The sequence below is a fragment of the Citrobacter sp. VF227 genome (genome assembly GCF_052950715.1).
Window position 1 is genome coordinate 1 of the sequence record NZ_JBRFVF010000292.1, and the last position, 500, is coordinate 500.

General features: G+C 51.8%; 1 protein-coding gene. It reads left to right on the forward strand.

The window, feature by feature from the left end; translation table 11 throughout:
* The first annotated feature begins 111 nt into the window (after positions 1–111).
* A complete protein-coding gene (locus ACU8YC_RS26370; RefSeq protein WP_071534424.1) occupies positions 112–474 on the forward strand; it encodes a cupin domain-containing protein in 363 nt (120 codons plus the stop codon).
* Positions 475–500: the final 26 nt, after the last annotated feature.

The following is a 500-nucleotide window of genomic DNA, read 5'->3' on the forward strand; positions in this document are numbered from 1 at the left end:
CATGATGCCGTTCGGCGTGTCGAGCTTCTCCGCCCCCATCAAGATCAAGGCTTCGTCTTGGTGTTAGTGCCAGATGCACGTCACCTTGCGGTGCAGGAATGGAGTGTGAACATGAAAGCAGAAACGGAATCGCGGATTTTTTCGGTGGACGAATATGTCCGTCCGTCTAACGGCGAACCGATCCGTTCAGTTGTTCTGGAGACCAACGATTCTGTCGTTGTAGTTTGGCACGCCTACCCTAGGCAGGAAATAGCTGCCCATGTCCATCCTCACGGCCAAGATACTTGGACGGTTATCTCAGGTGAGGCCAAGTATTATCAAGGCAACGGCGTAGAAATTCATCTTAAAGCTGGAGATATTGCCATTGCAAAGCCTGGGCAAGTACATGGTGCCGTGAACTCTGGTCCAGGACCTTTCATATTTGTCTCCGTGGTTGCGCCGGGCAGTGCAGGTTTTGCGTTATCTGAGAAATAGGCGAAAGGCCTGAGAGGAACCTGATG